The 25,439-nt window shown below is 67.2% G+C and carries 24 protein-coding genes; 10 read left to right on the top strand and 14 right to left on the bottom strand.

Features of this window, described 5'->3' with window-relative positions; all coding sequences use genetic code 11:
* Positions 1 to 67: 67 nt before the first annotated feature.
* The 3 genes from ACQY78_RS13115 to ACQY78_RS13125 all read right to left on the bottom strand — a co-directional run bounded on the left by ACQY78_RS13115 (position 68) and on the right by ACQY78_RS13125 (position 3,174).
* A complete protein-coding gene (locus ACQY78_RS13115; protein ID WP_428686123.1) occupies positions 68 to 988 on the bottom strand; it encodes a LysR family transcriptional regulator in 921 nt (306 codons plus the stop codon).
* 129 nt (positions 989 to 1,117) lie between these two features.
* Positions 1,118 to 2,206, bottom strand: a complete 1,089-nt coding sequence (locus ACQY78_RS13120; protein WP_428686124.1) for an LLM class flavin-dependent oxidoreductase — start codon at positions 2,204 to 2,206, stop codon at positions 1,118 to 1,120.
* 2 nt (positions 2,207 to 2,208) lie between these two features.
* On the bottom strand, positions 2,209 to 3,174 hold the full coding sequence (locus ACQY78_RS13125; protein WP_428686125.1) for a Bug family tripartite tricarboxylate transporter substrate binding protein: 966 nt from the start codon (positions 3,172 to 3,174) through the stop codon (positions 2,209 to 2,211).
* A gap of 94 nt (positions 3,175 to 3,268) precedes the next feature.
* Here ACQY78_RS13125 and ACQY78_RS13130 point away from each other — a divergent pair, with 94 nt between their 5' ends.
* Entirely contained in the window at positions 3,269 to 4,882 is a 1,614-nt protein-coding gene (locus ACQY78_RS13130) for a gamma-glutamyltransferase family protein (protein WP_428686126.1), read from the top strand.
* A 193-nt stretch (positions 4,883 to 5,075) separates the two neighbouring features.
* On the opposite strand, the gene ACQY78_RS13135 is transcribed toward ACQY78_RS13130, so the two are convergent.
* Complete coding sequence (locus ACQY78_RS13135) at positions 5,076 to 5,513, bottom strand: CBS domain-containing protein (protein ID WP_428686127.1); 438 nt, start codon at positions 5,511 to 5,513, stop codon at positions 5,076 to 5,078.
* A 119-nt stretch (positions 5,514 to 5,632) separates the two neighbouring features.
* Between ACQY78_RS13135 and ACQY78_RS13140 the strand changes: the two genes are divergently transcribed.
* The 8 genes from ACQY78_RS13140 (at position 5,633) to ACQY78_RS13175 (ending at position 14,140) form a co-directional block, all read left to right on the top strand.
* Entirely contained in the window at positions 5,633 to 7,228 is a 1,596-nt protein-coding gene (locus ACQY78_RS13140; protein WP_428686128.1) for an ABC transporter substrate-binding protein, read from the top strand.
* Between the two features lie 64 nt (positions 7,229 to 7,292).
* Positions 7,293 to 8,228: an ABC transporter permease gene (locus ACQY78_RS13145; RefSeq protein WP_428686129.1), complete on the top strand. Its 936-nt coding sequence runs from the start codon at positions 7,293 to 7,295 to the stop codon at positions 8,226 to 8,228.
* Positions 8,225 to 9,079: an ABC transporter permease gene (locus ACQY78_RS13150; RefSeq protein WP_428686130.1), complete on the top strand. Its 855-nt coding sequence runs from the start codon at positions 8,225 to 8,227 to the stop codon at positions 9,077 to 9,079. The genes ACQY78_RS13145 and ACQY78_RS13150 overlap by 4 nt, the downstream gene beginning before the upstream one ends.
* A 10-nt stretch (positions 9,080 to 9,089) precedes the next feature.
* Complete coding sequence (locus tag ACQY78_RS13155) at positions 9,090 to 10,067, top strand: ABC transporter ATP-binding protein (RefSeq protein ID WP_428686131.1); 978 nt, start codon at positions 9,090 to 9,092, stop codon at positions 10,065 to 10,067.
* On the top strand, positions 10,060 to 11,037 hold the full coding sequence (locus ACQY78_RS13160) for an ABC transporter ATP-binding protein (RefSeq protein WP_428686132.1): 978 nt from the start codon (positions 10,060 to 10,062) through the stop codon (positions 11,035 to 11,037). Before ACQY78_RS13155 ends, ACQY78_RS13160 begins: the two co-directional genes overlap by 8 nt.
* A 15-nt stretch (positions 11,038 to 11,052) precedes the next feature.
* Positions 11,053 to 12,270 (top strand): adenylate/guanylate cyclase domain-containing protein, encoded by a 1,218-nt coding sequence (locus ACQY78_RS13165; RefSeq protein ID WP_428686133.1) that lies wholly within the window; start codon positions 11,053 to 11,055, stop codon positions 12,268 to 12,270.
* A gap of 67 nt (positions 12,271 to 12,337) precedes the next feature.
* On the top strand, positions 12,338 to 12,820 hold the full coding sequence (locus tag ACQY78_RS13170) for a Dps family protein (protein WP_428686134.1): 483 nt from the start codon (positions 12,338 to 12,340) through the stop codon (positions 12,818 to 12,820).
* A 12-nt stretch (positions 12,821 to 12,832) separates the two neighbouring features.
* Positions 12,833 to 14,140, top strand: a complete 1,308-nt coding sequence (locus tag ACQY78_RS13175) for an ABC transporter substrate-binding protein (protein WP_428686135.1) — start codon at positions 12,833 to 12,835, stop codon at positions 14,138 to 14,140.
* On the opposite strand, the gene ACQY78_RS13180 is transcribed toward ACQY78_RS13175, so the two are convergent.
* Genes ACQY78_RS13180 through ACQY78_RS13225 form a run of 10 tightly spaced genes read right to left on the bottom strand, consistent with a single transcriptional unit; the run spans position 14,131 to position 23,785 of the window.
* Complete coding sequence (locus tag ACQY78_RS13180; protein WP_428686136.1) at positions 14,131 to 14,988, bottom strand: 5'-nucleotidase, lipoprotein e(P4) family; 858 nt, start codon at positions 14,986 to 14,988, stop codon at positions 14,131 to 14,133. The two genes, ACQY78_RS13175 and ACQY78_RS13180, sit on opposite strands and share 10 nt — an antisense overlap.
* Positions 14,985 to 15,944, bottom strand: a complete 960-nt coding sequence (add, locus tag ACQY78_RS13185; RefSeq protein WP_428686137.1) for an adenosine deaminase — start codon at positions 15,942 to 15,944, stop codon at positions 14,985 to 14,987. Before add ends, ACQY78_RS13180 begins: the two co-directional genes overlap by 4 nt.
* Positions 15,941 to 16,732 (bottom strand): phytanoyl-CoA dioxygenase family protein, encoded by a 792-nt coding sequence (locus ACQY78_RS13190; protein WP_428686138.1) that lies wholly within the window; start codon positions 16,730 to 16,732, stop codon positions 15,941 to 15,943. Before ACQY78_RS13190 ends, add begins: the two co-directional genes overlap by 4 nt.
* Positions 16,729 to 18,051 carry a thymidine phosphorylase gene (gene deoA, locus ACQY78_RS13195; protein ID WP_428686369.1) on the bottom strand — a complete coding sequence of 441 codons (1,323 nt, stop codon included), beginning with the start codon at positions 18,049 to 18,051 and terminating at the stop codon, positions 16,729 to 16,731. Before deoA ends, ACQY78_RS13190 begins: the two co-directional genes overlap by 4 nt.
* Positions 18,052 to 18,053: 2 nt before the next feature.
* Complete coding sequence (locus ACQY78_RS13200; protein WP_428686139.1) at positions 18,054 to 18,845, bottom strand: purine-nucleoside phosphorylase; 792 nt, start codon at positions 18,843 to 18,845, stop codon at positions 18,054 to 18,056.
* A gap of 2 nt (positions 18,846 to 18,847) precedes the next feature.
* Complete coding sequence (locus tag ACQY78_RS13205; RefSeq protein WP_428686140.1) at positions 18,848 to 19,237, bottom strand: cytidine deaminase; 390 nt, start codon at positions 19,235 to 19,237, stop codon at positions 18,848 to 18,850.
* A 1-nt stretch (position 19,238) separates the two neighbouring features.
* Positions 19,239 to 20,159: an ABC transporter permease gene (locus tag ACQY78_RS13210; RefSeq protein ID WP_428686141.1), complete on the bottom strand. Its 921-nt coding sequence runs from the start codon at positions 20,157 to 20,159 to the stop codon at positions 19,239 to 19,241.
* Between the two features lies 1 nt (position 20,160).
* Positions 20,161 to 21,258 carry an ABC transporter permease gene (locus tag ACQY78_RS13215; RefSeq protein ID WP_428686142.1) on the bottom strand — a complete coding sequence of 366 codons (1,098 nt, stop codon included), beginning with the start codon at positions 21,256 to 21,258 and terminating at the stop codon, positions 20,161 to 20,163.
* Positions 21,255 to 22,781: an ABC transporter ATP-binding protein gene (locus ACQY78_RS13220; RefSeq protein ID WP_428686371.1), complete on the bottom strand. Its 1,527-nt coding sequence runs from the start codon at positions 22,779 to 22,781 to the stop codon at positions 21,255 to 21,257. The genes ACQY78_RS13215 and ACQY78_RS13220 overlap by 4 nt, the downstream gene beginning before the upstream one ends.
* Positions 22,778 to 23,785: a BMP family lipoprotein gene (locus tag ACQY78_RS13225; protein WP_428686143.1), complete on the bottom strand. Its 1,008-nt coding sequence runs from the start codon at positions 23,783 to 23,785 to the stop codon at positions 22,778 to 22,780. Before ACQY78_RS13225 ends, ACQY78_RS13220 begins: the two co-directional genes overlap by 4 nt.
* A gap of 126 nt (positions 23,786 to 23,911) precedes the next feature.
* Between ACQY78_RS13225 and hydA the strand changes: the two genes are divergently transcribed.
* Positions 23,912 to 25,357 carry a dihydropyrimidinase gene (gene hydA, locus ACQY78_RS13230; protein WP_428686144.1) on the top strand — a complete coding sequence of 482 codons (1,446 nt, stop codon included), beginning with the start codon at positions 23,912 to 23,914 and terminating at the stop codon, positions 25,355 to 25,357.
* The last annotated feature ends 82 nt before the right edge of the window (positions 25,358 to 25,439 follow it).

The following is a 25,439-nucleotide window of genomic DNA, read 5'->3' on the forward strand; positions in this document are numbered from 1 at the left end:
GCAGAATAGACTTCTGCGCGCCTATGCCAACCGCAAGCTGATAGCCTCGATTATTCCATTTCGCGTATCAACGCCTGGCCGGCTTGGGCCACGATCGCCGCGCCAGGGCGAGGAAACCGGCCGCCGCCGGCGACGGCTCGCGTTCGCGCAACAGCACGATGCCGAGGCGTCGTGACAGTTTCGGCTCGCCGAGCCGGACCGCGCGCAGATCGCGGCCCAGGAAGTGGCCCGTCGCGCCGGTCGGGACGATGGCGAGCCCCACGCCCGCCCGCACGCAGCCCATCAAGGTCGCGAACTGACTGACCGTGGTCATCTGGCGCAGCGTGACCCCCGCGACCGAAGCGGCGGCATCGATCGTACGGCGGGTGCGTGAATCGCCCGGCAACGCCACCAACGGCTCGTCGCGCAGCTCGGCCAGCGTGACCGTGGGGCGGCTGGCCAGCCGATGGCGGCGCGGCACGACGAGGCAGAAGGTCTCGCGCTGTAGCGCCTCGCCCGACATCGCATCGGGCAATTCATCGACATAGGCCAGGCCAAGATCGGCGACGCCGCTGCGCACCGCCTCGAGCACGCTGCCGTGCACACCCTCCTGCACATGGATTTCGATGCCGGGCCGGTCGGCGCGATAGGCCGCGAGCAACAAGGGCAAGGCGCCGCTCGCGACCGACATGATGCTGGCGATGGTCAGCCGGCCGCGCTGCTCTTCGGCCACCTCTCGGATGGAACGCACCGTGATTCGCAGGTCGTTCAGCATGCGCTCGGCCACCGCCGCGAACTCGCGGCCGGCCGGCGTGATCTGGACATGACGCGTGCTGCGCTCGAACAGCCGAACGCCCAGGGCGGTCTCGATACGCTTGATCGTTCGCGTCAGCGCCGGTTGCGAGATGCGCAGCCGAGCCGCCGCCGCGATGAAGCTGCCATATTCGCCAACGGCGAGGACCGCCTCGAGCTGGCGGGCACTGAAATCCGGCAAGGTCGGCTGGGCCATGGCAGCTCACGCTTTGAGAGAAGCGAAGTGAGGGATCCTGATCCACGTCTACCGTGAAGACGAAGCGGGATCACGTTCCTCCCCATTACAATGGGCAGGTGGCGCGTAGCGGGCGGAGCTTCGCTCGGCCTATGCCGCCAGCATGCGCCCAGGATTGCGCTCGCGCAGGATCGGCATGATCCATTTACCGAAGCGCTCCGCCTCCTCGTCGTGCAGGTAGCCCGAGAGGCAGAAGGAGTGGCAGCCGAGGTCGATGAACTTCTGCAAGGTGTCGGCGCACTGCTCGGGATCGCCGACGATGGCGATGCCGGCGCCGGGGCGGACCTGGGTGATGCCGGTCCACAGATGCGGCTCGATGGTCTCGCCGATCGCCGCCAATTCGCGCACGCGGCGGTTGGCCTCCGAGGTGGCGAAGCGTTCCTTCACGAAGGCCTTCTGCGCCTCGCTCGCATGTTCGACCAGCCCATGGGCGAAGTCCCAGGCTTCCTTCTCGGTCTGCCGGCAGACGACCTGCAGGCGCATCCCGAAGCCGATCTCGTTCTCGCGGCCGTGGCGCGCCGCCATCGACTTGATCTCGGCCATGTTGGCGCGGATGCGCTCGTAGGTGTCGCCCCAGAAGAGATGCACGTCGGAGTGCTTCGCCGAAATCTCCCAGGCCTGCTTGGACCCACCGCCGAGATAGAAGCGCGGATGGGGCTGCTGCAGCGGATAGGGCCGGATCTGCGCGCCCTTGAGCTGATAAAACTTGCCGTCGAAGTTAACCGGCCCGCGCGTCGTCCACAGCGCCTTCAGGATCGAGACTTCCTCGTCCATGATCTCGTAGCGCTCTTCCTTGCCCCATTTGATGCCTTCGGAGGCATTCTCGGCCTCGCTCTGGCCGGCGATCAGGTTGATGCAGATGCGCCCGCCCGAGAGCTGGTCGAAGGCGGTGATCATCTTGGCCAGCAGCACGGGATTGATGTAGCTCGGCCGCGCCGCCACCAGCATGCGCATCGACTTCGAGCGCGCCACCATCATGGCGCTGGAGATCCAAGCCTCCCAGCAGGCGGTCTGGACCGGCACCAGCATGTATTCGAAGCCCGCCGCCTCGGCTGCACCGACCACCTTGTCGAACAGGTCGAGCGACGGCGCCACCTGGGCGCTGGCCAGCCCATAGGCGGTGGTGTCGCCCGCCGTGGGCAGGAACCAGCCGAATTCGAGACGCTTCTGCTCAGCCATCTTCATTCCTTTTCGATGCCGGCGGCCTTGGAGTGCCGGCCCCATTTCTCGATTTCCGACTTGATGAAGGGCCGGACGTCTTCCGGTGCCTTGCGCTGCGGCTCGAACGAGATCCCGCGCAGGCGCTTGATCACCTCGGGATCGGTCACGACCTGCTGCACCGCCGTATCGATCCGCGCCACGATCTCGGGCGGCGTCTTCGCCGGGGCCATGATCACGAACCAGGCGTCGAGCGCGAACTGGCCGAGCCCCGCTTCCTGGAAGGTCGGCACCTCGGGCAGCAGCGGCGAGCGCGAGTCCGAGGCCATCACCAGCGCCTTCACCTTGCCCGCCTTCACCTGCGGCACCGCGATGGCCACGTCGGCGAAGGTCATGTCGATCTGGCCCGACAGAAGATCAGCCAACGCCTGCGGCGCGGACTTGTAGGGCACGTAGGTGATCTCCGTGCCGATGCGCTCTGCCAGGGTCGCGGTGATGACACGCGCCGAGGGCGTGCCGGCGCCCGAGGTCAGCGTCGGCTTGGCCTTGGCGCGCTTGATGAAGTCGGCAAGCGTGTCCATGCCGGCATCGGCGCGCACCAGCAGGACGAACTGGATGAAGCCGTAAAAGCCCGCCGGCGCGAAATCGACCAGCGAATCGTAGGGCACCGATTTCATCAGGTTGGGATTGCCGGCATGGGTGGCCGCCGTGGCGATCATCAGCGTGTAGCCGTCGGGGGCGGACTTGGCCACGTAGTTGGCGGCGATCGAACCGTTGCCGCCGCCCTTGTTGTCGACGATCACCGGCTGGCCGACGCGCGGCGCGAGTTGCTCCGCCATGAGACGAGCCAACGTATCGGTGGCGCTTCCCGCCGCATAGGGCACCACGATGGTGAGCGGCTTCGTGGGCCATGATTGAGCGCGTGCAGGAGATGCAGCGGCGGACGCTGCGGCGAGGATCGTGAGGGCTTTGCGCCGGCCGATTGTCATGCCGCTTTATGCTAGCGGCAGCACCGATGCGCAATTGTCGCTGGCCGAAGCGCGAAAGAGGCGGCACGATCCGCGCGGCTCAAGGGGAGATCTCATGCTGCAACACGGCAGGCGTCCGACAATCGCATCGCGGCACGGCATGGTGGCCGCGGCTCATCCGCTGGCAGCGGCGGCCGGCGCGCGCATCCTGTCGAACGGCGGCAACGCCTTCGATGCAGCGGTTGCGACTGCAGCGGCACTGAACGTCGTCGAACCCTACATGTCCGGCCTTGCCGGCCGCGGCGTCGCAACCTGCTACATCGCCGCTGAGAAGCGCGTCCGCACGCTCGACTTCGTCGGGCCGATTTCAAAGAACTTCCCGATCGACAAGCTCAGCAACCGATCCCAGCTCCAGCGGGGCGCGCTGGCGGTCGGAGCACCGGGCAATCTCGCCGGCTGGTGCGAGCTGAACAGCAGCCATGGAAAGAAGAAGCTGCCGGAGCTCTTCGCCCCGGCGATCGCCCTCGCGCGCGACGGCTTCCAGCTGATCGAATTCAACCTCGAGGAAATGCAGGCCATCGCCGGCGACCTTGCGGGCCACAAGGCGCTGCATCCGGAATGGTCGCGCGTCTACACGGCGGGCGTGGGCACCGTGAAGCCGGGCTTCGTGCTCAAGCAGCCCGACCTGGCGCGCACGCTCGAGGCGCTGGCCAGCGAAGGCCCCGGCCTGCTCTACGGCGGCGCACTCGGCCAGAAGATCCTCGACCGGTTGACCGAGCTGGGCGGCTGCATGGTCATGGACGATCTGCTGGCCGCCAAGGCGACCTGGCGCGACCCGGTCGCCGTCACCTATCGCGGCCGCACCGTCCACGTGCCGCCGCCGCCCTGCGAGGGTTTCCAGTTCCTGCTGACGCTGCGCATCCTGGAAGGCTTCGACCTCGCCGCGATGAAGCGCAATTCGACCGAGCATGTCGACACAGTGCTGCGTGCCGTTCGCCTCGCCGCCGGCGTCCGCATCGCGGCCGGCGTGCCGACGCCGCAGAAGCTGGCGGAAATCCTGTCGGACGCCCATGTCGAGACGCTGCGCGCCCGCGTGCGCGACGGCAAACCGGTGATCGGCCCGACCGAACAATGGACGCCGCCGCAAGAGCCGGTCTCGCCGCCCGACGAGAGCCACACCACGTCGTTCTCGATCGCCGACCGGGACGGCAACGTGATCTGCCTGACGCAGAGCCTGGGCAGCGTGTTCGGGTCCGGCGTCGTGGTGCCCGGCACCGGCCTCTGCCTCAACAACTTCCTCTACTGGGCCGACGTGAACCCGCAGAGCCCCAATCGCGTGAAGCCGGGCGAGCAGCTCCCGATGTGCATGGCGCCGTCGATCTCGACCAAGGACGGCGCCCCGATCCTCGCGCTGGGCACGCCGGGCAGCTACGGCATCCTGCAGACCCAGCCGCAGGCGATGGTCCAGCATGTCGATTTCGGCCTGCCGCTGCAGCAGGCGATCGAGGCGCCCCGCGGCCGCCTCACCGACGGCGCCGCGGTGCTGCTCGAATCGCGTCTCTCGCCGGAGGTTCATGCCGACCTGCGCAAGCTCGGCCACAACGTCACGACCGGTCCGGAATGGACCTGGAGCGTGGGCGGCATGCAGGGCGTCGCGATCGATCCCGAGACCGGCATCTTCACCGGCGGCTGCGATCCTCGCCGCGACGGCTACTGCGTTCCGGCGTAGCGGTTTCCCGTCTTAGAAGGGCCCGCTAACCTCATCCTGAGGAGTGGCCGCAGGCCCTGTCTCGAAGGATGGGCAATGGACGGTGTGCTCGTGCCCCCCCTTCGAGACGCACTCCTTCAGAGTGTTCCCCAGGGTGAGGTCGTTGTTGGGAGGGCCGATTTTATCCTTCCGCAGTCGGGAGGATTCAAACAGGCTACTTTAGCGGCCTCGACGGCTCGGAGATCTCCGCCATGGCGGCGCCGACGCGGCCCGCCGCAGCGGCATCCGGCTCGGTGGCGATGTCGCCCAAGGCCACGATGCCGGCCAGGTTCTTGTCGCGGTCGAGGATGACGAGACGCCGGACCTGCAGCACTTTCATGCGTTCGAGCACTTCCTCGGTCTCCTCGTCGCAGAAGGCATAGGCGACATCCTCGGTCATGCAATCCTTCACAAGGGCGTCGACCGGCGACCAGCCGGCCGCCACCGCCCGCACGACGATGTCGCGGTCGGTGATCGTCCCGACGAGGCGCTTCCCATCACAGACAGGTAGCGAACCGACGCCCATTGCTTCCATCGCCTCGGCGGCCGCCTGAAGGGAGGCATCGGGCGCGATCGTCTCGACCTCGCGGGTCATGATCTCGGACACCTGCATGCTCGGGTAATGCGACTCTCTCGACATGGTTGCGGCCGGCTTAGGCATTCCTCTTGCACGGAGGCACAATGCAAGATGGAATGCGGTCCAACGAGAATGTTCACGAGGGGGATGGGTTGATGCGTAAACTGGCATGGCTCGCGGTCGCCGCGATCGCCGTCATCGGCGCCGGCACGGCGAACGCGCAGGAGACGCCGCGCAAGGGCGGCACGCTTCGGATGACCGCGCCCTACGCCGCGAGCTTCGGCAGCCTCGACCCGCACGTGACGCCGCGGGCCCAGGACGACATCGTCGGCAAGGCGCTGCAGCGCTCGCTCTACAACTGGGACACCGCCGCCAACAAGCTGTCGCTGGAGCTCGCCAAGTCGGTCTCCGCATCAGCCGACGGCCTCACCTACACCTACAAGCTGCGCGACGACGCCTTCTTCCATAACGGCCGCAAGATGACGGCCGACGACGTGATCTTCTCCTTCACCCGCATCATGGACGGCAGCAAGGGCTATCCCGGCGCCCGCTATGTCCGCCTGATCAAGGGCGCGGTCGATGTCGAGAAGGGCACCGCCAAGGAAATCTCCGGCCTGAAGAAGATCGACGACTACACGCTCGAGATGACGATCACCGACCGTGTCGACCCCGGCTACTACTTCTTCGGCGGTTCGACCGCGATCCTGCCGAAGGAGGAGGTCGAGAAGGGCAACTATGCCTCCAATCCGGTCGGTCTCGGCCCCTTCAAGTTCAAGGAGCACATCCCGGGCTCGCGCGTCTCGATGGACCGCTTCGACAAATTCTACAAGACGGGCCAGCCCTACCTCGACAAGCTCGAAGTGCTGATCATGGCCGAGGCCGCGGCCCGCGACGTCGCGTTCCGCAACAAGGAGATCGACACCTCGATCCTGGGACCCGCGCAGTACGTCGCCTATCGCGCCGATCCGCAGCTCTCCAAGGGCATCCTCGAAGTGGCCGAGATGTTCACGCGCTCGATGCACATGAACCTGAACTCGATCAAGCCGTTCCAGGACAAGCGGGTGCGCCAGGCGATCAACTATGCGATCGATTCCAACCTGATCATCTCCCGCCTGGTCAAGGACAAGGCCTATCGCGCCACCAGCTGGCTGCCGCCCTCGTCGGCTTCCTTCGACAAGACCATCAAGCCCTACCCCTACGATCCGGAGAAGGCCAAGAAGCTGCTGGCCGAGGCGGGCTATCCCAACGGTTTCGAGTTCGAATGGACGACCAGCCAGAACGAGAGCTGGGGCCTGCCGATCGTCGAAGCGGTGATCCCGATGCTGGCGAAGGTCGGCATCAAGGCCAAGCCGAAGCTGGTCGAGGTCACGGTGCTCACCGAGATCCTGATGAAGGGCGATCACCAGTCGCTCATCGCCTCGAGCCTGACCGGCCCTGATTCGCTCGCCACCCTGCGCTGCTATTACTCCAAGACGCCGCGCACGGCCTGCAACTACACCGGCTTCAACAATGCCGATTTCGACAAGCTGCTCGACGATGCCGCCCAGGAAGGCGACATGGCCAAGCGCGACGAGATCCTGAAGAAGGCCAACAACCTGCTCTATGACGAGGCGCCGGTCTGGTTCTTCAACTACAACAAGGCGGTCCTGGCCTTCCAGCCGTGGGTCCACGGCCTGCAGCCCAACCCGACCGAGATCACGCACCAGTACCCGGAGAACATCTGGGTCGACGCCAGCTCCCCGGCCAAGTAACCGGCGACATAGAAAGTCGGAGGTCCCCTGCATTTCGAGCAGGGGCCTCCGGAGTTTTCAGTAAATGCTCCTCGTCCTTGGCCGCCGCCTCGCCAACATCATCCCGACGATGCTCGCCGTTGTGGCGCTCGTCTTCCTGCTCTTCTCCGTCCTGCCGGGCAGCTTCATCTCCGGCATGAACGAGGACGGGCGCTCGACCATCGACCCCGCGGTCATGGAACGCATGCGCAAGGAGATGGGCCTCGACGATCCGCTGATCGAGCGCTTCGCCAAGTACGTCGCGGCCACCGCCACGGGCGATCTCGGTACCTCGTTCCGCACGCGCGAGCCGGTCACCAAGATGCTGGCCGGGCGCATCTGGCCGTCGCTGAAGCTGGTGCTCGCGGCCATGACCTTCGCCATCCTGGTCGGCGTCACGCTGGGCTTCCTGGCCGCGCTCAGGCCCGGAAGCCTGGTCGATACCGCCGCCATGGTCGGCGCCATTTCCGGCCTCTCGCTCAGCCAGTTCTGGTTCGGCCTGATGCTGATGTACCTGTTTGCGCTCAAGCTCCAGTGGCTGCCGAGCTTCGGCTACGGCGACGGTGGATTGCGCAACCTCATCCTGCCGGCCATCGCGCTGGGGGTCGGCCCGATGGCCCTGCTCGCCCGCACCACACGCGCCGCGGTGCTCGACGTGCTCAATGCCGATTTCGTCCGCACGGCGCGCAGCAAGGGCATGAGCGAGCGCCGCGTCGTCGAATGGCACGTGCTGCGCAACGCGCTGGTCCTCGTCATCACCATCGTCGGCCTGCAGTTCGGCTCGCTGATGGGCCAGGCGGTCGTCGTCGAGAAGCTGTTCGCCTGGCCGGGCGTCGGTTCGTTGATGGTCGACTCGGTGTTCCAGCGCGACATGCCGACGGTCCAGGGCTGCATCCTGATGATCGTGCTGTTCTTCCTCGTCATCAACACACTGGTCGACATCGCCTATGTCGTGATCGACCCCCGGATCCGGTACCGATGAGCATTGCCCTCAAGCTTCCCCGGTTGCGCCTGAAGGGCGGCGCCTCCCTATGGGTGGGCGGCGGCCTGGTCGCCATCGCCATCTCCTCGGCGCTCCTGGCGCCGTGGATCGCACTGACCGATCCGGTACTCGACGCCAACCTGATGAATGCCGAAATCCCGCCCTGCTGGGAGTTTCCGTTCGGCACCGACGCGCAGGGTCGTGACATCTACTCGCGCATCGTCTGGGGCGCGCGCGTGTCGCTGAGCGTCGGCATCATCAGCCAGGTCTGCAACAGCCTGATCGGCGTCACGCTGGGCCTCACCGCCGGCTACTGGGGCGGCTGGTGGGACGATCTGGTGAGCGGCCTCACCAACCTGATGCTGGCGATCCCGTCGCTGGTCTTCGCGCTGGCCATCATGGCGATCCTCGGGCCCGGCCTCTTCAGCCTTGTGATCGCGCTCGGCCTCACCAGCTGGTCCTATTCCTGTCGCATCGCGCGTGCCCAGGTCCTGTCGCTGAAGAGCCAGGGCTATATCCAGGCCGCGCGCATCCTGGGCTATGGCGACCTGCGCATCATGTTCACCCAGATCCTGCCCAACATCCTGGGGCCGCTGATCGTGATCGCGACCCTGGGCATGGGCGGCGCGATCCTCTCCGAAGCGGCCTTGTCGTTCCTCGGTCTCGGCATCCGCCCGCCCTTCCCGAGCTGGGGCAGCATGCTGTCGGAAGCCCGCGACCAGATCACCACGGCGCCCTGGCTCTCGGTGTTTCCGGGCCTCGCCATCTTCTTCACGGTGCTGGGCCTCAACCTGCTGGGCGACGGCCTGCGCGACTATCTCGACCCGCAGTCGACCACGCGGCGCGGATGAGGACTCGCGCATGACGACGCCTCTCCTCAAGGTCGAGAACCTGCGCATCGCGCTGGCCGGCGACGGCGTCACCTACGATGCCGTCGAAAACGTGTCGTTCGAGATCGGCCGCGGCGAGGCCTTCGGGCTGGTGGGCGAATCGGGCTGCGGCAAGAGCATCACGGCGCTGTCGGTGATGGGCCTGCTGCGCCGGCCGCTGTCGCTGGCCGGCGGCAAGATCATCCTCGACGGAAAGGAGATCCAGAACGTCTCGCCCGCCGAGATGCGCCGCCTGCGCGGCAAACGCATCGCCATGATCTTCCAGGAGCCGATGACGGCGCTCAATCCGCTGTCGCCGGTCGGCCGGCAGATCGCCGAGATGTTCGTGCTGCACCAGGGCGCCAACTGGAACGAGGCGATGGACCGCGCCGAGGATGCGCTGCGCCAGGTCCGCGTGCCCTCGCCCGAACGGCGCATCAAGGACTATCCGCACCAGCTCTCGGGCGGCATGCGCCAGAGGGTGATGATCGCCATCGCGCTGGCCTGCGGTCCCGACCTGCTGGTCGCCGACGAGCCGACCACGGCGCTCGACGTCACGGTGCAGGCCGAGATCATCGACCTGATGGCCGAGCTGTGCGCCGCCAAGGGCACGGCCATCCTGATGATCAGCCACGATCTCGGCCTGGTCGCCAACATGTGCAAGCGGGTCGCGGTGATGTATGCCGGCCGCATCGTCGAGAGCCAGGTGGCCGACGCCATCTTCGCCACGCCGACCCACCCCTACACGCAGGGCCTGATCGATTCGCTGCCGAGGCTCGGCGAGCGGGCGCGCCGCGGCCGCCAGAAGCTGCGCGAGATTTCGGGCGTGGTCCCGTCGATCGCCAACTATCCGGCCGGCTGCCGGTTCAATCCGCGCTGCCCCGCCGTCACCGATGTCTGCCGCACGATCGTGCCCGAGGCCACGCCGCTGCCGGCCGACGGCCTCGTAAGGTGCCATCACCATGGCTGAGTCCCTGCTTTCGCTCGACGACCTCGCGGTCCACTTCAAGGTCGGCAACGCCCTGGCCGGCGGCATCAAGACGCTGAAGGCGGTCGACGGCGTCACGCTCGACGTGAAGCCCGGCGAGTGCCTGGGCCTGGTGGGCGAATCCGGCTGCGGCAAGTCCACGCTGGCGCTCGCCATCATGGGCCTGCTGCCGCCGACACGCGGCACGATGAACGTCGACGGCCAGCAGATTTCCGGCGCCACGCCGCCCGACCGCATGAAGATGGCGCGCACGGTCCAGATGGTCTTCCAGGACCCCTACGCCTCGCTCAATCCGCGACAGACGGTACGCCGCACGCTTGCCGATCCGCTGCGCCTGCACGGCATCACCGACAAGGCCGAGGTCGAGGCGCGCGTCATCGACATGATGGCCAAGGTCGGCCTGCGCCCCGAACAGGCCGACCGCTATCCGCACGAATTCTCCGGCGGCCAGCGCCAACGCATCGGCATCGCCCGCGCCCTGATCCTGAAACCCAAGCTGGTGCTGTGCGACGAGCCGGTATCGGCACTCGACGTCTCGATCCGCGCCCAGATCATCAACCTCCTGCTCGAACTGAAGGACGAGATGGGGCTGTCCTACATCATGATCAGCCACGATCTCGGCGTGGTCGAACATGTGAGCGACCGCGTGGCGGTGATGTATCTCGGCCGCATCGTCGAGCAAGGCGGCTGGCAGGAGATCTTCGAGAATCCGCGCCACCCCTATACGCGCGCGCTGATCGCCGCGATCCCCGATCCGTTCCACCGGGCCGCGATCAGCGCCGACGCCAAGGCGCGCGGCGAGATCGCCAGCGCGCTCAACCCGCCCCCAGGCTGCCATTTCAATCCGCGCTGCCCGCTGAGGGCCGATATCTGCACGACCGAGTATCCGGCGTTCGGCGAGGTCTCTCCCGGCCATCGTGCGGCTTGTCATTTCCGCGACCGCGTGGGTTGATGGGGCAATAGCCCCATGACCCTCCTCGATACCGATATCCTGCTCGACTGGATCGTTCGCCGCGGCCTCGACGGCCTGGACGAGGGTCAGCTTCTGCGCGAGTTCTGTGAGAAGTGCCGGGAAGCCGGCCTCATGCTCTCGCGCGCGCTGTCCTTCATCGACACGCTGCACCCCGTCCATGAGGGCCGCATCTACCGCTGGCGCGACGATTCCGTCGAGGAAGAAGCGGCCACGGACTATGCCCGCACCGACCAGGGCGGTCCCGCCGCCGAATCCTGGCAACGCAGCCCCTTCTTCCATCTGCTGCAGACCGGAGAGGAAGAGCTGCGCCGCCGCATCGGCTTGGGCGAGGCGCCGGACTTCCCTGTCATCCAGGAGATGAAGGATGCCGGGCATACCGACTACATCGTCTTCATCCACCGCTTTGCCGGCGACACCAAGATCGGCGACATGGACGGCGTCTATTCGGCCTGGTCGACGCGCCATTCCGAGGGCTTCAGCGATGCCAACATCGTGGCCCTGCGCCGCCTGGTGCCGGCGCTGGCGCTTGCGATCAAGAGCGCGGCCCTGGCGCGCATCGCCGACACGCTGGTCCGGGTCTATCTCGGACGCGATGCCGGCCGGCGGGTGCTGGAGGGCAGCATCCAGCGAGGCGTCGCCGACCGGGTCGAGGCGGCGCTGTGGTTCTCCGACCTGCGCAGCTACACCGCCATCACCGATACGGCCAAGCCCAGTGAGATCATCCCGCTCCTGAACGACTATGCCGAGGCGGTGATCAACTCGATCCACGAGGCCGGCGGCGACGTGCTGAAGCTGATCGGCGACGGCACGCTGGCGGTCTTCCGCGCCGACGATCCGGCTGAGGCCTGCCGCTGCGCGCTGCGGGCCGAGGAGAATCTGCGGGCCCGGATGAAGGAGCTGAACGAACGCCGCCTCGCCGCGGAACAGCCCGTCACCACCGCCTATATCGGCCTGCATATCGGCGAAGTCTTCTACGGCAACATCGGCAGCTTCGACCGCCTCGACTTCACGGTGGTGGGACCGGCGGTCAACGAGACCAGCCGCATCGCCTCGATGTGCCGCTCGGTCGACCGGCCCGTCCTCGTCTCCTCGATCTTCGCCGACGCCCTTCCCGCGGAGGAACGCGCCCGCCTGGTCTCGGTCGGCCGCTTCGCCCTGCGCGGCGTCGGCAAGGCGCAGGACCTGTTCACCATCGATCCCGAGCTGCTCTGACCTTTGGTATGGTTGCCGACGACGCGGACGCTGCTAGGTTCGCGGCCCGACCCAAGAGGAGCAGCCCATGGCCAAGACACCCGCCATCTCGATCGGCATCAAGGAAGCGGACCGCAAGAAGATCGCCGACGGTCTGAGCCACCTGCTGGCCGATACCTATACGCTCTATCTGACGACCCACAATTTCCACTGGAACGTCACGGGGCCGATGTTCACGTCGCTCCATACGATGTTCATGACCCAGTACACCGAGCTCTGGAACGCGGTCGATCCGATCGCCGAGCGCATCCGATCGCTGGGTTATCCCGCCCCCGGCTCCTACGGCCAGTTCGGCAAGCTGAGCTCGCTCGCCGACGCCCCGGCCAAGCCGCCGAAGGCGCTCGAGATGGTGAGCATCCTGGTCACCGGCCATGAAGCCGTGGCGCGCACCGCGCGCGGCATCTTCCCGGCGGCCGACAAGGCGGGCGACGAGCCGACCGCGGATCTGCTGACCCAGCGCCTGACGGTTCACGAACAGTCGGCCTGGATGCTGCGTTCGCTGCTGGAATAGCCGTCACCAACCATGGCCCGAACCAAACGCCGTAGCCTCTTGAGACTTGCCGGCGGCGGCGGCGCGTCGATGGCCGCCATCCTGGCGACCGGCCGCATGCCAGCACTGGCGCAGCAGCGGACGGTCCACTGGCTGAAGTGGGTCGACTTCGTCCCCGCGTCCGACGCGCTGCTGCGGGCAGAGCTGCTGCCGGAAGCCGAGCGCGCGCTGGGCATCAGGATCGTCCTGGAGACGGCCAACGGCAACGACCTGCAGCCGCGCGTGACCGCCGCGATCAGATCCCGCGCCGGCCCCGACCTGGTCATGGCGTTCAACGAACAGACCTATCTCTATGCCGGCAGCGCGGTCGATCTCACCGACCTCGCCCAATCCGTCGCGCAGGCGGAAGGCGGCCTGTACGCCTATGCCCGGACGATGTGCAGCAACGGCGGCAGGTTCATGGCCATGCCGTGGGCGGTGATCGGCAACATGATCGCCTATCGCCGGTCGTGGTTCGAAGAGGTTGGCGCGACCTTCTTCCCCGGGACCTGGGCGGACTATCGCGACGTCGCGCGGAAGCTCAAGGCCAGGGGGCGCCCGATCGGACAGACGCTGGGCCATACGCTCGGCGACTCGCCCAGCTTCACTTACCCCTACCTGTGGTCCTGGGGCGGCATGGAAGTCGACCCCGCCGGCAAGGTGGTTCTCAACTCGCCGGCGACGCTCGAATCGGTGAAGTTCATGCAGGGCTTCTGGAAGGACGCCTGCGACGAGCGCGGCCTCACCTGGGACGATACCGGCAACAACCGCGCCTTCCTGTCCCAATCCATTTCGGCGACGCTCAACGGCGCCTCGATCTACATCGAGACGTTGCGCCGGCCCGAGCGCTACCGGACGGCCGACGGCGCGCCGATGAACAAGGACATCCTGCACGCGCCGCTGCCGGCGGGTCCGGCCGGACGGTTCGGCATGCACCTGCTGCAGTCGAACGTGCTGATGAAGTATTCGAAGAACCAGGAGGCCGTGAAGGATTTCCTGAAGTGGATCCACGCCGAGAAGAACTTCGAGAAGTGGTTCGTCTCGCAGAAGGGCTTCTCGACACCCTGCACCGAGAAATGGGAAGGCCACGCGGCCTGGACCGACGATCCCGTGATGACGCCGTTCAAGGTCGCCGCGAAGCTGGGCCAGGCGCCGGGCCGCGCCGGCCCTCCGGACGCGAGGGCCGCAGAAGCGCTGTCGAAGTACGTCATCTCCGACATGTATTCCAAAGCGGTTCAGGGCATGCCGGCCGAGGAGGCCGTGAAGTGGGCCGATGGCAGGCTGAAGAAGATCTACGGCTGAGCCGGCCCCGACCACGACTCCAGCACGTCCCACTTCGCCTTGCGCTGCTCGTCGCGCGGCTTCTTGAAATCGTGCCCGTACGGCGCCGTGTCGAACGAGCCATAGGTCGGATTGGGCAGCATCAGCCATTGCTTGCCCCAATAGGGCATGCCGGCCTCGAACGCCTTCACCCGGTCGGCTTCGCTGCTGCGATAACGGTCGTCGAAGTCGCCCAGATTGTCGCCGATGTTCAGCAGGATGCGATAGTCCCTGGCGATCACCGCGCGGCGCGTGCTCTTGGCGCCGGTCCAGTCGGGCTTCTCGCCCTGCATCAGGAACGTGTCGACGTTGCCGCCCAGGGGAAAGCCGAGCTTCGCCATGTTCTCGCGCGTGTCCTTCTCGGTCTCGACGCCGCGGTTGGTGACGTAGAAGACCTTCACGCCCTTCGAGTCGGCGTACTTCGTGAACTCGACGGCGCCTGGAATCGCCGCGGAAATCTGGGCGGCGCAGAACTGGTTCCAGCTCTTCGTGCTGAAGCTCTGGTCCGCCCGCATCAGCCAGACCTGGTACTTCGAATTGTCGAGCAGGGTCTCATCGACATCGAGCACGATGGCGGGCGGCAGGGTCTGGAAGTCGCCCTTCTGCTCGGCCGGCGCGGCCGTCCAGCTCCTGTCGGCCAGCGCCTCGTCGAGGCGGATACGCGCCAGCGCGTACACCGTGAGCGCGTTGGCCCTGTATTCGACGGCGCGCTGCGTCCACAGCGTCGCCAGCAGCAGGTCGTTGGCCGGCGGCGTTTCCTGGGCGCGGACTCCTCCGCCGGACAGCACCGCCAGAAGAACGGCGACGAGCAGGCCGTTGCGTGCCCTCATCCCGATATCCTTTCCAGCAACAGCCGCTTCGTCGCCGGGTCCGCGAACGACGCCTCGATGGTCGTGCGGGCAATCTGCCGCAAATGCTCCTCGTCGAGACCCGCGAGGTCGTACTCGGTCCCGAGCGTGGTGTGGAAGAAGGGCGGATCGTCGGAGTTCAGCGTGACCCTCACGCCGGCATCGATCAACCGGTGCAGCGGATGCGAGGCGCGGTCGGGATAAAGGCCCAGCGCCACGTTGCTACCCGGACAGACCTCCAGCACGATGCCGCGCCGCACCAGTTCCTCCATCAAGGCCGGATCGTCTGCCGAGCGCACGCCATGGCCGATGCGCGTCACCGGCAGATCGCGGATCGCGGCCCATACGCTCTCCGGCCCCACGACCTCGCCGGCATGGACGGTGCAGCCATAGCCGTTCTCGTGCGCCAGACGGTAGGCCGGCGCGAAATCGACCGGCGCGAACTTGGCCTCGTCGCCGCCCATGCCGAAACCCACGACATAGGGATGCGGCTCGACCAGCATGCCGCGGACCATCGCCTCGGCCCGCTCGGGCCCGAGATGGCGGATGCAGATGATGATGATGCGGCCCTCGATGCCGAATTCCCGGCGGGCATCGTCGATGCCCTGCGCCAGCGCCTCGAGCCACTGGGTGTAGGAGATGCCGAGCGCGGCCGGCCGTTCGGGCGAACAGAACATCTCGACATAGACCGCGCCTTCGCGCGCCGCGCCGGCGAGGTAGGTGTAGATGACGTCGCGGAAATCGCGGGGCTTCTTGAGCGCCGTGCAGACGCGGTCGTAGGCGTCGAGGAAGCTCCAGAAGTTCGTCCAGGCGTAGTGGCCTTTGGCATCCAGCAGGTTCGGCGGCAGCACCAGACCGTTGCGCCTGGCCAGTTCGAGGGCGAGCGACGGCGGGATCGAGCCTTCGAGATGGCAGTGGATTTCGGCCTTGGGTATCACGCAAATCCTCGGAGCGGCAGGTCAGGGCGTTGCAGCCAGTTGTCGGCCGCATAATCGGCCCGGCCATCGATCAGGTGCAAGCTGTAGGCATGCCGCGGCCGCGACGAACGGTTGGCCGTGCTGGCATGCGGCAACAGGCCATGCAGGACGATCAGGGTGCCGCGCCGGACCTCCAGCGCCATCGGCTCGACGTCCGGCCACGGCGCGGCGTCGATCGTCCGGGTGACGAGGTCCCCGTCCCGATAGCCGAACCACTGCCGCAACGGCCCGCGATGGGCGCCCGGCAGGGCGATCAGGCAGCCATTGTCACGGTCGGCGTCGTCGAGCGCGATCCAGAAGCCCGTGACGCTGGGCGGTTCGGTGCGCAGAAACGCGGCGTCCTGATGCCAGCCCACTTCGCCGCCGACGCGCGGCTGCTTGAAGAGATACATGGATTGCAGCAGCAGCGGCTCTTCAAGGCCGAGAGACCCGGCAAGCGCCGCCAGCGCAGGCTGTCGCGAGAAGCGGTCGAACACCGGATCGAGATCGTGCAGGGCATGACCGATCTTGTTCATTTGGTCGGATGCTTCCGCCTCGACGAAGAAACGGATGTCGCCGCCCGACTCGCGGAAGTAACGGTCGCGCGCATGGGCCTGATCGACGGTCGAGAAGACCGTAGGCGCAGCGCTGCGGTCGAACCCGGCCACGAGTTCGGCAGCCCGCGCCTTCAGCGCCTCACAGTCAGCTTCCGTCACGAAATCCGGCAGGACCGCGAAACCGTCCCGCGCGTAAGCGTCGAGGTCGATCACAGGGCGACCCGTTCGAGGATCGCGGGCGTCTCGGGCGGCGCCTCCTCTTCGATGCGGACGGCGCGACGGATCAGGGCAATCGCCTCGTCGGCATCGGCCTCGCTGGCCGCGTGGACCAGGCAGAGCGGCTCGCCGCTCCGGATCTGGCATCCAACATCGACGAACCCGGTGAGGCCGACCGTTGTATCGATGGCATCGTCGGCGTGGCGGCGCCCGCCGCCCAGTTCGACGACGGCGATGCCGACCTCGCGGGCATTCATGCCGGCGACATGGCCGGATCGCTCGGCCGTACAGGCCTTCACCACCGGCGCATGGCCGAGATAGCGGGCGCTGTGTTCGAGGAAATCGTCGGGACCTCCCAATGCCGAGACCATGCGGGCAAAGGTCTCGGCCGCGCGGCCATCCGCCAGGACGGCCTCGGCCTTAGCCCGGCCCTCGCCGACATCCTCCGCCAGTTTGCCGAGCACCAGCATCTCGCCCGCCAGCGCCATCGTGACCTCGTGCAGGCGCGGTTCGCGCACACCGTTGCCGGTGAGATACGCGACGGTCTCCGCGACTTCGAGCGCGTTGCCGACCTCGCGCCCCAGCACGCGGTCCATGTCGGTGATCAACGCCACCGTCGGCAAGCCGGCCCGGTTGGCGACATCGACCAGGCTTCGCGCCAGGTCGCGCGCCATCTCCTCGGTGTCGCAGAAGGCGCCGGAGCCGCACTTCACGTCCATCACCAGCCCGTGCAGCCCCTCGGCAACTTTCTTGCTGAGGATCGAGCTCACCAGCAGCGGGATCGATTCGACACTGCCGGTGACGTCGCGCGTCGCATAGAGGCGTCGGTCGGCGGGCGCCAGATCGTCGGTCTGGCCGATCACCGCGCAGCCGACCTCGCGCACGACCTTGCGGAACGTGGCGATGTCGGGCTGGGTCTCGTAGCCCGAGATGGCCGAGAGCTTGTCGAGCGTGCCGCCGGTATGGCCGAGGCCGCGACCGGAGATCATCGGCACGAAGCCGCCGCAGGCGGCCACGATCGGCGCCAGCATCAGGCTGACCTTGTCGCCGACGCCGCCGCTCGAATGCTTGTCGAGCACCGGCCCTGGAAGGTCGAGGTCGCGCCAGTCGAGCATGATGCCCGAGCGCGCCAGCCCGAGAGTGAGCGCGACCCTTTCCGGCACGGTCATGCCGCGGAAGAACACGGTCATCGCGAAGGCCGCCACCTGGCCCTCGCTCAGGCCGCCGTCGTGGATGCCCCGCACGACGAAGGCGATCTCCTCGTCGGAGAGTTCATGCCCGTCGCGCTTCCGGCGGATGACCTCCTGCGGCAGCATGCTCATGCGCAGCCTTCCAGGAAGGTGCGCAGCACGAGGCGCACCTTGTCCGCCGCGGCAGCCGCCACCGCCAGCGTCTGGTCGTGGCCCAGCGCACCCGGCACCAGGCCTGCGGCGTAGTTCGTCATCAGCGACAGCGCCGCCACCTTGAGGCCGGCGTGGCGCGCCAGGATGGTCTCGGGCGCCGTCGACATGCCCACGGCATCGGCGCCCAGCACGCGCGCGGCGCGGATCTCGGCCGGCGTTTCGAAGCTCGGCCCGCTGAAGAAGATGTAGACGCCCTCGTGACACACGACGTTGGCCGCCCGCGCCGCTTCCATCAGCTTCGTGCGCAATGCCGGATCGTAGGCATCGACCATGTCGACGAAGCGGCTGTCGCCCGGCCCGACGCCGAACAGCGGATTGATGCCGCCGAAGTTGATGTGATCGCTGATCGCCATCACCGAGCCCGGCGGCATGTCGAGCCGCAGGCTGCCGGCCGCATTGGTCTGCAGCAGGGTCTCACAGCCCAGTCGGGCCATCGCATCGATGGCGCCCTTCATCTCGTCGGCCCGGCCGCGCTCGTAGTAATGCGCGCGGCCCTGCAGCACGGCGACCGGTGTGGGGCCGACATGGCCCAGCACCAGCCGGCCGGCATGACCGCCGACCGTCGGCTGCGGGAAGCCCGGCAGGTCGGCGTAGGGAATGGTGGCGACCGCCGTCACCTCCTCGACGAAGCCGCCGAGGCCGGAGCCGAGAATCACCGCGACCTTCGGTCGAAAGCCCGGAGCGGCCCGTTCGAGAACGTCGCTCACGGCTAACCGAAATGCTGCGGACCGAAGGACATCGGGAGGAGCTGGCCCAGGGTCACCGTGCGATGCAGCCCGTCAGGACCGCAGAGATGGACCTGCACGTCGTCGCCCGCGAACTCGCGCAGCTTCTGCCGGCAGCCGCCGCAGGGGGTGATGACCTCCGGGCCGGGACCGACCACGACGCATTCGAGGATGCGCTTGTGCCCTGCCGCGACCAGGACCGCGATGGCGCCCGCCTCGGCGCAAAGCCCCTGCGGATAGGCGGCGTTCTCGACGTTGCAGCCGCCATGGATCGAGCCGTCCGCGGCGCGCACGGCGGCGCCGACATGGAACTTCGAATAGGGGGCATGGGCGCGCAGCATCATCCGCTGCGCCAGGTGGAGAAGGTCGTTCATCTCAATGCTCCTTCTCGTAAGGCACGCCGGCCGCCTTCGGCGCGACGGTGCGGCCGATGAAACCGGCCAACAGGAATAGGGTCAGAAGATAGGGCAAAGCCTGGATCAGTTGCACCGGGACTTCGCCCACACCAGGCAGCTTCACGCCCTGCAGCCGGATGGCGGTGGCGTCGAGCAGGCCGAAGGCCAGGCAGGCGCCGAAGGCGGGCAACGGCCGCCAGCGACCGAAGATGATGGCGGCCAGGGCGATGAAGCCCTGCCCTGCCGTCATGTCGCGGCTGAACCCTGCATTCTGGGCGATCGAGAGGTAGGCGCCCGCCAGCCCGGCGAACAGGCCGCAGATCAGCACCGCCCGATAGCGCAGCCACGAAACGGAGATGCCGGCGGCATCGACAGCCAGCGGCACCTCGCCCACGGCACGCAGCCGCAGGCCAAAGCGGGTGCGCTCGATCACCCACCAGGCAAAGGGGACGGAGAGCAGCGCCGCGTAGACCAGGATATTGTCGCCGGCGACGGGGAAGAAGATCGGGTTGAGACGCTCCGTCCCGGCAAGCGGCGGCGTCTGGCCGCCCCGCCCGAACCATGCCGTGCCCAGCACCACGGTGAGCCCCATCGCCAGGATGTTGATGGCGATGCCGCTCACGACCTGGTTGCCGCGATGGGTAATGCAGGCAAAGCCGTGCAGAAGGGCCAGCATCTCGGCGGCCAGGATCGCGGCGCCCACCCCCGCCCAGGCGGATCCGGTGAGCGACGCGGTGGCCGCCGCGAAGAACGCCGCCATCAGCATCTTGCCTTCGAGCCCGACATCGATGATGCCGCTCTTCTCGGAGAACAGCCCGCCCATGGCGCAGAGCACCAGCGGCGTCGCAACCCTCAGGGTGGCGGCGAGCGTCGCGACGACGAGGGTGAGCGCTTCCTCCACGTCAGCCCTTTCGCGCGAACAGCGCCTGCAGCCACGGCCGCGGCAGATGGACGAGCGCGCCGGAGAACAGGATCACCAGCCCCTGGATCACCACCACCATCTCGCGCGTGATCTTCGGGATTTCGAAATTGAGTTCAGCACCACCCTGTTGCAGTGCGCCGAACAGCAGCGCCGCCAGCACGATGCCGAGCGGATGCCCGCGCCCCATCAGCGCGACCGCGATGCCGGTGAAGCCGTAGCCGGCGGCGAAGTCGAGCACGAGACGGTGATGCACGCCCAGCAGCTCGTTGACCGCAACGCCGCCCGCGAGGGCGCCGGACAGGCACATGGCGAGCATCGTGGTGCGCTTCAGGTTGGTGCCGGCATAGAGCGCCGCTTCCGGATTTTGCCCCATCGTGCGCAGCCCGTAGCCCCAGGGCGTGTGCCACAGGAAGACCCAGACGCCGACGCAAGCCAGCAGCGCCAGCAGCAGCGACAGGTTGAGCGCCGACGGCGCGACCGCGATGCCGACCCACTGCAGCGCGGCCTGCATCGACGGCACCGCGGCGGAGGCGGCGAAGCCACGGCTCTGCGGCGTCATCGAGCCCGGCGCAATCAGCACGTTCACCATCAGGTAGACCATCAGGGCCGAGGCCACGAAGTTGAACATGATGGTGGTGATGACGATGTGGCTGCCGCGCCAGGCCTGCATCCACGCGGGAATGGCGGCCCAGGCCGCACCGAACGCCGCCGAGGCGAGGATGGCGAACGGAATCATCAGCAGACCCGGCAGGTAGCGGTCGAGCGCCAGCACGGCGAGCCCGCAGCCCAGCCCGCCGATATAGGCCTGCCCCTCGCCGCCGATGTTGAACAGGCCGGCATGGAAGGCCACCGCCACGGCAAGCCCCGTGAAGATGAAGTTGGTGGCGTAATAGAGCGTGTAGCCGATCGATTCCGACGAACCCACGGCGCCCAGGACCAGGAGCTTCAGGGCATGGAACGGATCGACGCCGATCAGCTCCACGATGAGCCCGACCACGAGGAACGCCATCGCGATGTTGGCGAGCGGCAGCAGGCCGATCTCGACCCAGCCCGGCAACGGACGGCGCGAGGCGCTCATGCGGCGCGGGCGCCCGCCATCATCAGGCCGAGCGTGCGCTCGTCGGCCTCGCCGGCCGCGACCTCGCCCACGATGCGGCCGCCGAACATCACCAGGATGCGGTCGGCCAGCGACAGGATCTCTTCCAGTTCGACCGACACGACCAGCACCGCGCAGCCCGCGTCGCGGCTCCGGACCAGCTCGCGGCGGATGAACTCGATGGCGCCGATGTCGACGCCGCGCGTCGGTTGGCCGACCAGCAGCAGCTTGGGATTGCGCGCCATCTCGCGCGCCAGGATCAGCTTCTGCTGGTTGCCGCCGGAGAAGTTCGACGAGCGCAGGCCCGGCGTGCGCGGCCGCACGTCGAACCGCTCCATGAGGTCGGCGCAGTACTTTCCGACGGCGGGACCGTCCATGAGGTAGTTGTGGCAGAACGGCTCGCGATCCTGATAGCCGAGGATCGAGGTCTCCGACGCGAGGAAGGCCGGCACCAGCCCCTGCCTCAGCCGATCTTCCGGAACATGGGCGACGCCCAGCGCGCGCATCTCGGCCGGATCGACGGGATGGGCGGCATCGACCTTGCGCCCGCAGGCTTCCATCTCGCCGCCGGTCGGCGGCCGGATGCCCGCGAGAACCTGCAGCAATTCGCTCTGGCCGTTGCCGGAAACGCCGGCGATCCCCACGATCTCCCCGGCCTTCACGTCGAGCGAGATGTCGTCGAGCAGACGGACGCCGCGACGATCGACCAGCGACAGGTGCCGCGCGGCCAGCCTCGTCTCGCCTCCCAGCGCCGGCGTCTTGTCGAGATCGAAGCGCACCTTGCGGCCGACCATCAGCTCGGCCAGGTCCTCGATATCGGTCTCCGCGGTGCGCCGCTCCGCCACCACCTCGCCCTGACGCATGACGATCACCTTGTCGGTCACGCTCAGGATCTCACGCAGCTTGTGGGTGATCAGCACGACCGTGACACCACGATCGCGCAGCACGCGCAGGATCTCGAGCAGCCGGTCGGTCTCCTGCGGCGTCAGCACGGCGCTGGGTTCGTCCAGGATGAGAATGCGGGCGCCGCGAAAAAGCACCTTGAGGATTTCGACCCGCTGCTGTTCGCCCACCGACAGGTCGGCCACGAGCGCATCGGGATCGATGGCGAGTCCGTACTCGTGCGCGAGCCGCGCCAGCTCCGTCCGGGCCGCTGCCAAACCGCCGGCCAGCAGCGCGCCGCCTTCGGCGCCCAGGATCAGGTTCTCCAGCACGGTGAAGCTGTCGACCAGCATGAAATGCTGGTGGACCATGCCGATGCCGTGGCCGATCGCGTCGCGCGGGCTCGCCATCTCGACCGGCCGTCCGTCGACCAGGATCTCGCCGGCATCAGCCCGATGGAGCCCGTAGAGGATGCTCATCAGGGTCGACTTGCCGGCGCCGTTCTCGCCCACGATGCCGGTGATGCTGCCGCGTTCGATCCGCAGCGAGGCGCCGCGCACCGCGTGCACGCTGCCGAACGACTTGTCGATTCGCCGAAGCTCGATGGCAGCGTCGGCCGTCAGCTCTTGCACGAATTGTTGCTCATATAGTCGTGGACGACGATCTGGCCCGAGATGATCGCGGCTTTAGCGGCATCGACCGCAGCCTTCATCTGCGGCGTGATGAGCTTTTCGTTGTCCTTGTCGAGCGCCCAATCGACGCCGCCTTCCTTGAGGCCCAGGACCTGCACGCCGCCCTTCCACTCGTTGTTGCGGGCCGCCTTGAAGCTGTCATAGGCCGCGAGATCGACGCGCTTCAGCATTGAGGTCAGCATGTTGCCGGGATGCAGATGGTTCTGGTTGGAATCGACACCGATGCCCAGCTTGCCGCGGTCCTTGGTCGCCTGGAGGATGCCCAGCCCGGTGCTGCCGGCGGCGGCATAGACGACGTCGACCCCACGATCGAACTGGCCCTTGGCCAGCTCGGCGCCACGGCCCGGATCGTTCCAGGCAGCAGGCGTCGTGCCCGTCATGTTGGTGATCAGCTCGGCATTGGGGCTGGCGTACTTGATGCCCTGCTCGAAGCCGCACTGGAAGCGGCGCACCAGCGGGATGTCCATGCCGCCCACGAAGCCGATCTTGCCGGTCTTCGAGGCCATTGCCGCCAGGACGCCGACGAGGAACGAGCCTTCCTGCTCCTTGAACACGACCGACTGGACGTTGGGCAGGTCGACCACGCTGTCGATGACGGTGAAATGGATGTTGGGGAATTCCCGGGCGACCTTGTCGAGAGCGACCGCCTGCGCGAAGCCGACGGCAATGATCGGGTCTTGCCCCCTTTGGGCAAAGCGCCGCAGCGCCTGCTCGAACTGGGTCTCGTTGCTGGGCTCGAACTCCGAGACGGCGATGTTCGTTTCCTTCTTGAATCGCTCGGCGCCCTGCCAGACCCCCTCGTTGAAGGATTTGTCGAACTTGCCGCCGGTGCTGAAGACCACGGCCGGCTTGATGGCGACGGTCTGTGCCTGCGCGAGCGCGCCGAGGCCGACGGCGGCCAGCACGGAGATCAGGGAGCCAACCCAACGTTTCATTGCCATTCCCATTTTGTTGGCGCGAGTTTGGACCGGGCCGCGCCCCCGGTCTAGGCGCAGACTGGGAGGCGAGGAGCGGGCACGGGACTTGCTATACTACAGCGCAAAGCCGCCCCGGGAGGACACATGGCCGAGTACGATCTCGTCATCCGCAATACGACGATTGCCACGGCTTCGGACGTGGTGAAAGGCGACATCGGTGTCGTCGGGGGGCGCGTGGTGGCACTGGGCGAACGGCTCGACAAGGGCCGGCGCGAAATCGATGCCACCGGCCTGATTGCGGTACCCGGCGGCATCGACGCGCATGTCCATTTCGACCAGGACACGGCGGACGGCTCGGTCTTCTGCGACGATTTCGAGAGCGGCAGCCGCGCCGCCGCGGCAGGCGGAACCACGACCATCATTCCCTTCGCCTACCAGAACAAGGGCCAGCCCCTGCGCGACGCGGTGAACAAGTATCACAAGCGCGCCGAAGGCAAGTCGCTGATCGACTACGCCTTCCATGTGATCCTGTCGGATGCCAGCGAAAAGATCATGGGGCAGGATTTCACCGCCCTGGTCGCCGACGGCTACACCTCGTTCAAGGTCTACATGACCTATGACGACGTGAAGCTGACCGACCGCGAGATGCTCGACGCCCTGGCCGCCGCGCGCCGCGAGCAGGCGATGCTCATGATCCATGCGGAAAACTCCGACTGCATCACCTGGCTGACGGAGCGGCTCGAGCTCAAGGGCATGACGGCCGCCAAGTTCCATGCGACCTCGCGCCCCTTCGTCGTCGAGCGCGAGGCCACGCACCGCGCCATCTCGCTGGCCGAGCTGCTCGACGTGCCGATGCTGCTGGTCCATGTCTCGGCCAAGGAAGCCATGCACGAGATTCAACGTGCGCAGGCGCGCGGCCTGCGCGTCTATGGCGAGACCTGCCCGCAATACCTGTTTCTCAGCGAAGAGGATTTCGAGAAGCCCGGCGAAGAGGGCGCCAAGTGCGTCTGCTCGCCGCCGCCCCGCGGCACCGACAACCAGGAGCATATCTGGACCGGCCTCTCGGCCAACACCTTCCAGATCCTCTCTTCCGATCATGCCGCGTTCAAATTCGATGATGTGCGCGGCAAGAAGCTGCCGGGCGCGGCCCAAAGCTTCCGCAAGATCCCCAACGGCGTACCGGGCGTCGAGACACGGCTTCCGTTGCTCTTCTCAGAGGGCGTCAACAAGGGCCGCCTCACCCTGCAGCAGTTCGTGGCGCTGAGTTCGACCAATGCCGCCAAGATCTACGGCCTGCATCCGCGCAAAGGCACGATCGCGGTCGGCTCGGATGCCGACATCGTGCTGTGGGATCCCGAGCGCCGGGTGAGCCTCACCAACTCGATCCTCCATCACAATTGCGACTACACGCCCTACGAAGGACGCGAACTCACCGGCTATCCGGTGATGACCCTGTCGCGCGGCGAGGTGGTGATGGAGGAAGGCCGCATGAGCGGCTCGGCCGGCCGCGGCGTCTTCCAGAAATGCGACCGCCCCGAAGCCGCCCGCCCCCGCGGCCGGCCGCTGATCGATCCGTCGATCTTCAATTGACGCATTCTCTGCAGAAATTAATCGCTTCGCCCAACACCACCTCATGCTGAGGAGGCTGCGCAGCAGCCGTCTCGAAGCATGG

It is taken from the genome of Reyranella sp. (assembly GCF_965279625.1).
In the GTDB taxonomy this organism is placed as follows: domain Bacteria; phylum Pseudomonadota; class Alphaproteobacteria; order Reyranellales; family Reyranellaceae; genus Reyranella.